The sequence below is a fragment of the Cupriavidus basilensis genome (assembly GCF_029335485.1).
Classification (GTDB): domain Bacteria; phylum Pseudomonadota; class Gammaproteobacteria; order Burkholderiales; family Burkholderiaceae; genus Cupriavidus; species Cupriavidus basilensis_E.
Genome location: NZ_JARJLM010000605.1, coordinates 1 through 4,023, shown reverse-complemented (window position 1 = coordinate 4,023; position 4,023 = coordinate 1). Strand labels below are relative to the sequence as shown.

5 protein-coding genes are annotated in these 4,023 nt (G+C 66.3%); all 5 read right to left on the bottom strand.

Annotated features, from left to right (window positions below; all coding sequences use genetic code 11):
* Positions 1 to 211: tryptophan synthase subunit alpha (locus P3W85_RS37385; protein ID WP_276268492.1), on the bottom strand; the 211-nt coding region annotated here is incomplete at its 3' end.
* Positions 212 to 213: 2 nt separating this feature from the next.
* Positions 214 to 1,122, bottom strand: coding sequence for a DNA-methyltransferase (locus tag P3W85_RS37380; protein WP_017228650.1), 909 nt, complete (start codon positions 1,120 to 1,122; stop codon positions 214 to 216).
* Positions 1,122 to 2,315, bottom strand: coding sequence for a tryptophan synthase subunit beta (trpB, locus tag P3W85_RS37375; RefSeq protein ID WP_017228649.1), 1,194 nt, complete (start codon positions 2,313 to 2,315; stop codon positions 1,122 to 1,124). Before trpB ends, P3W85_RS37380 begins: the two co-directional genes overlap by 1 nt.
* Positions 2,316 to 2,433: 118 nt before the next feature.
* Complete coding sequence (locus P3W85_RS37370; protein ID WP_430869697.1) at positions 2,434 to 3,138, bottom strand: phosphoribosylanthranilate isomerase; 705 nt, start codon at positions 3,136 to 3,138, stop codon at positions 2,434 to 2,436.
* Positions 3,122 to 3,946, bottom strand: coding sequence for a tRNA pseudouridine(38-40) synthase TruA (truA, locus tag P3W85_RS37365; protein WP_276268493.1), 825 nt, complete (start codon positions 3,944 to 3,946; stop codon positions 3,122 to 3,124). The genes P3W85_RS37370 and truA overlap by 17 nt, the downstream gene beginning before the upstream one ends.
* Between the last annotated feature and the right edge of the window lie 77 nt (positions 3,947 to 4,023).

Here is a 4,023-nt window from a genome sequence, read left to right as displayed (position 1 = left end):
CGCGCTCCGAGGCACGCTGGATCACCGGACCATCAGCCATCGGATCGGAGAACGGCACGCCGAGTTCGATCACGTCGGCGCCACCGGCCACCAGCGCATGCATCAGCGCCACGGTCAGGCCGGGCTCGGGATCGCCCGCGGTGATGAACGGAATCAGGCCCTTCTTGTTCTGCGCGGCCAGCGCCGCGAAAGTCGTTTTGATTCGGGACATGGTCATTGAGCGAGGTTGGGCAGCGGCGTGGACGAGGCGGGCAGCAAGGGCTCGTCGTTCGCGGCGGCGATATTCAGGATAGCAGGCGCGGCCCGCGGCGAGCTGATGCAAGCCGCGACGCGTTCGCGCGCCACGCCCACGTATTCGGGGTTCATCTCGAAGCCGACGAAACGCCGTCCGTGCAGCGCGCAGGCGACCGCGGTGGTACCGCTACCGGTGAAGGGGTCGAGTACCAGTCCGCCGGGAGGGCAGCTGGCCAGCACCATGCGCTGCACGATATGCAAGGGCTTTTGCGTCGGATGGTCGGCACGTTCCGGATCCTGCCGGTGGATGCGCGGCACGCTCCACAGGTCCTTCGGGTTGTAGCCGACCTCGAGCCACTTCTTGCCCTCGAAGCGCGGACGGCTGCGCGCCTTCTTGGTCTCGGCATCGTACGGAACGCGCACGGAGTCGAGGTCGAAGTAATAGTCGCGCGCGCGCGCAAAGAAGCCGATATTGTCGTGCACCGAGGAATACTTGCGCGTGGTGCCGCCCATGCTCGGCACGCGGCGGTCCCAGATGATCTCGTTGATCATGCTGAGGCGCTGCTTGAGCATGACGAACAGCTCGGGCGAGTACTGCCAGGTGCAGAACAGATAGAGCGAGGCGCGCGGCGCCAGCTTGGGCACCACGGCATCGATCCAGCTCGCGGACCATTCCAGGTAGGCCTGCCCGGACAGGCGGTCGGAGTCGTTGCCGTAGTCCTTGCCCAGGCCATAGGGCGGATCGGCCACGATCAGGTCGATCGACTCGTCGGCAATGCGCTTGATGCCTTCCAGCACGTCTTCCTGATACAACGTCAGTTGCGGTGCGGCGAGGGGAACGGAGGGGGCGCCGCCCTCGGTGGCGCCCGGCGGGAGCATCTCGCGCATCAGAGCTTCAGCCCCGAACGCTCGGCCACGGTATGCATGTCCTTGTCGCCGCGGCCGGACAGGTTGACCAGCAGCAACTTGTCCTTGGGCAGCGTCGGCGCCAGCTTGCAGGCGTAGGCGATGGCGTGGCTGGATTCCAGCGCCGGGATGATGCCTTCGATGCGGCAACAGTCGTGGAAGGCCTTGAGCGCCTCCTCATCGGTGATCGGAACGTATTCCGCCCGCCCGATGTCCTTGAGCCATGCATGCTCGGGACCGACGCCCGGATAGTCCAGGCCAGCGGAAATCGAATGGGTCTCGATGATCTGGCCGTTGGCATCCTGCAGCAGGTAGGTGCGGTTGCCATGCAGCACGCCGGGCGAGCCGCCGATCAGCGCCGCCGCGTGGCGGCCGGTCTCGAGGCCGTCCCCGGCGGCTTCCACGCCGATCAGGCGCACGTCCTTGTGTTCAATATACGGATAGAAGATGCCCATGGCATTGGAGCCGCCGCCCACGCAGGCGATCACGGCGTCGGGCTGGCGCCCGGCCATTTCCGGCATCTGCACCTTGGCTTCCTCGCCGATCACGCACTGGAAGTCGCGCACCATCATCGGGTAGGGATGCGGGCCGGCGACGGTACCGATGATGTAGAAGGTGTTCTCGACATTGGTGACCCAGTCGCGCATGGCTTCGTTCAGCGCGTCCTTCAGGGTCTTGGAGCCGCTTTCCACCGGCACCACGGTCGCGCCCAGCAGCTTCATGCGGTAGACGTTGGCCGCCTGGCGCTTGACGTCTTCCGAGCCCATGTAGACCACGCATTCCATGCCGAAGCGCGCGGCGATGGTGGCGGTGGCTACGCCGTGCTGGCCGGCGCCGGTCTCCGCGATCACGCGCGGCTTGCCCATGCGCTTGGCCAGCAGCGCCTGCCCGATCACATTGTTGATCTTGTGGGCACCGGTGTGGTTGAGGTCTTCGCGCTTGAGATAGATCTGCGCGCCGCCGAGCATCTCGCTCCAGCGCTGCGCGTGGTAGATCGGCGACGGGCGGCCAACGAAGTGCTTCAGCTCGCGGCGGTATTCCGCATCGAACTCGGGATCTTTCTGGAAGTGAGCATAGGCTTCGCGCAATTCATCCAGCGCGTGCACCAGCGTCTCGGAAACAAAGGAACCACCATAGGGGCCGAAATGGCCACGGGCGTCGGGCAGGTCGTACATGAGTCAGCTCTTCTGAACAGAGTCCTTGCCGGTCGTCCGGCAGGAGCTCGATGGCATTAGGGTCGTACGCGGGACAGGCACGGGCAGGCGGAAGAGGATGCCCGAAACGCACCCAGTCCTAGCCGGCATCCGCGCTGCGGACCGCGCGCACGAAGGCGGCAATCCTGGCGTGGTCTTTCACGCCTTTGGCAGCCTCCACGCCGCTGCTTACATCGACGGCGTAGGGGCGCACGCGCTCAATCGCGCCAGCGACGTTTTGCGCGTTCAACCCACCACTCAAAACGATCCGAGGAGCGGCGCTTGCGGTCGGGTTGTGGATAGGTGGAAGCCATGCCGGTGGGATCAGGGTCCAGTCGAAGACGTGGCCGCCACCGCCGTAGCCTTCAACGAAGGCATCGAGCAGCAAAGCAGCGGCATCGCGATACAGATCTGCGAATTCTACCAAATCGAGGCCGGGCTGCACGCGTGCGGCGCGCAGAAAAGGCAGCCGGCAGCGCTGGGCCACCTGGGCGCAAGCTTGCGGCGTCTCGTCGCCATGGAACTGCAGTAGCGTAAGCGGCACCCGCTCGGCCACGTGGGCGACGTCGTCGGCCTCGGCGTTGACGAACAGGCCCACCACCGATACGAAGGGGCCGGCGGCTTCGGCCAGCGCGGCCGCGCGCGCCACCTCTACAAAGCGCGGGCTGCCCGGATAGAACACGAGGCCGATCGCATCGGCGCCGGCATCGACCGCGGCGCGCACGTCCTCCTCGCGCGTCAGCCCGCAGATCTTCACGCGGGTGCGGCATGGCACGGCGTTGTCCGGCTCAGGCATCAGGGTCATTGGCAAACACTCCATGGAACAGGCTGGCGGCCGTATCGGCGGCCGGGAGCCGGTATGGCTCAGGATACTTCACCCCGGCCAGATAGAGGCCATCCGGCATGAATGTGGGCGCCGCCTTCGCGCGATTGCGGCCGGCCAGCACTTCGGCCAGCCAGCCCGGCGGATAGCGTCCCCGCCCTACCGCCACCAGGCAGCCCATCAGGTTGCGCACCATGTGGTGCAGGAAGGCGCTGGCGCGAAAGCGCACGAACAGCCAGTCGCCGTCGGCCTTGAGCGTGACGTCGTACATGGTCTTGACCGGTGACTTCGCCTGGCACTCGGCTGCCCGGAAGGCCGAGAAATCGTGTTCGCCCAGCAGGCAGCCGGCGGCTGCCCGCATGGCCGCGATATCCAGGCCCTGCCCCGGCGGCAGCATCAGGTAGCCAGCCCTGCCGTGCACCAGCGGCACCCGGTGCGGGCCGGTGTAGAGCGCGTAGTAATACATGCGCTCAAAAGCCAGGAAACGGGCGTGGAAGCCGTCGTCGACCGGCCGGGCCCATTGCAGCGCAATAGCGGGTGGCAGGAAGGCATTGATGCCGCGCACCCACGAGAACGGTTCGCGCGACAAGCTGGTGTCAAGGTGGATCACCTGGCCAAGGGCGTGCACACCGGCATCGGTGCGGCCGGCCACGGTGGTTGGCAGGCGGATGCCGGCAAAGCGTTCGATCGCGTCTTCGAGCCGGTCCTGTACCGTATTGCGGTGCGGTTGCGACTGCCAGCCGGAGAAGGCGGCACCGTCGTAGTGGAGGCCGAGGGCGATGCGGGTCATGAGGCGGAAATGGACAACGAACGAAAGGAAACGGACCGGACGCCGGCAAAAGCAGGCGATCGCCGCTTTGCCAGAAC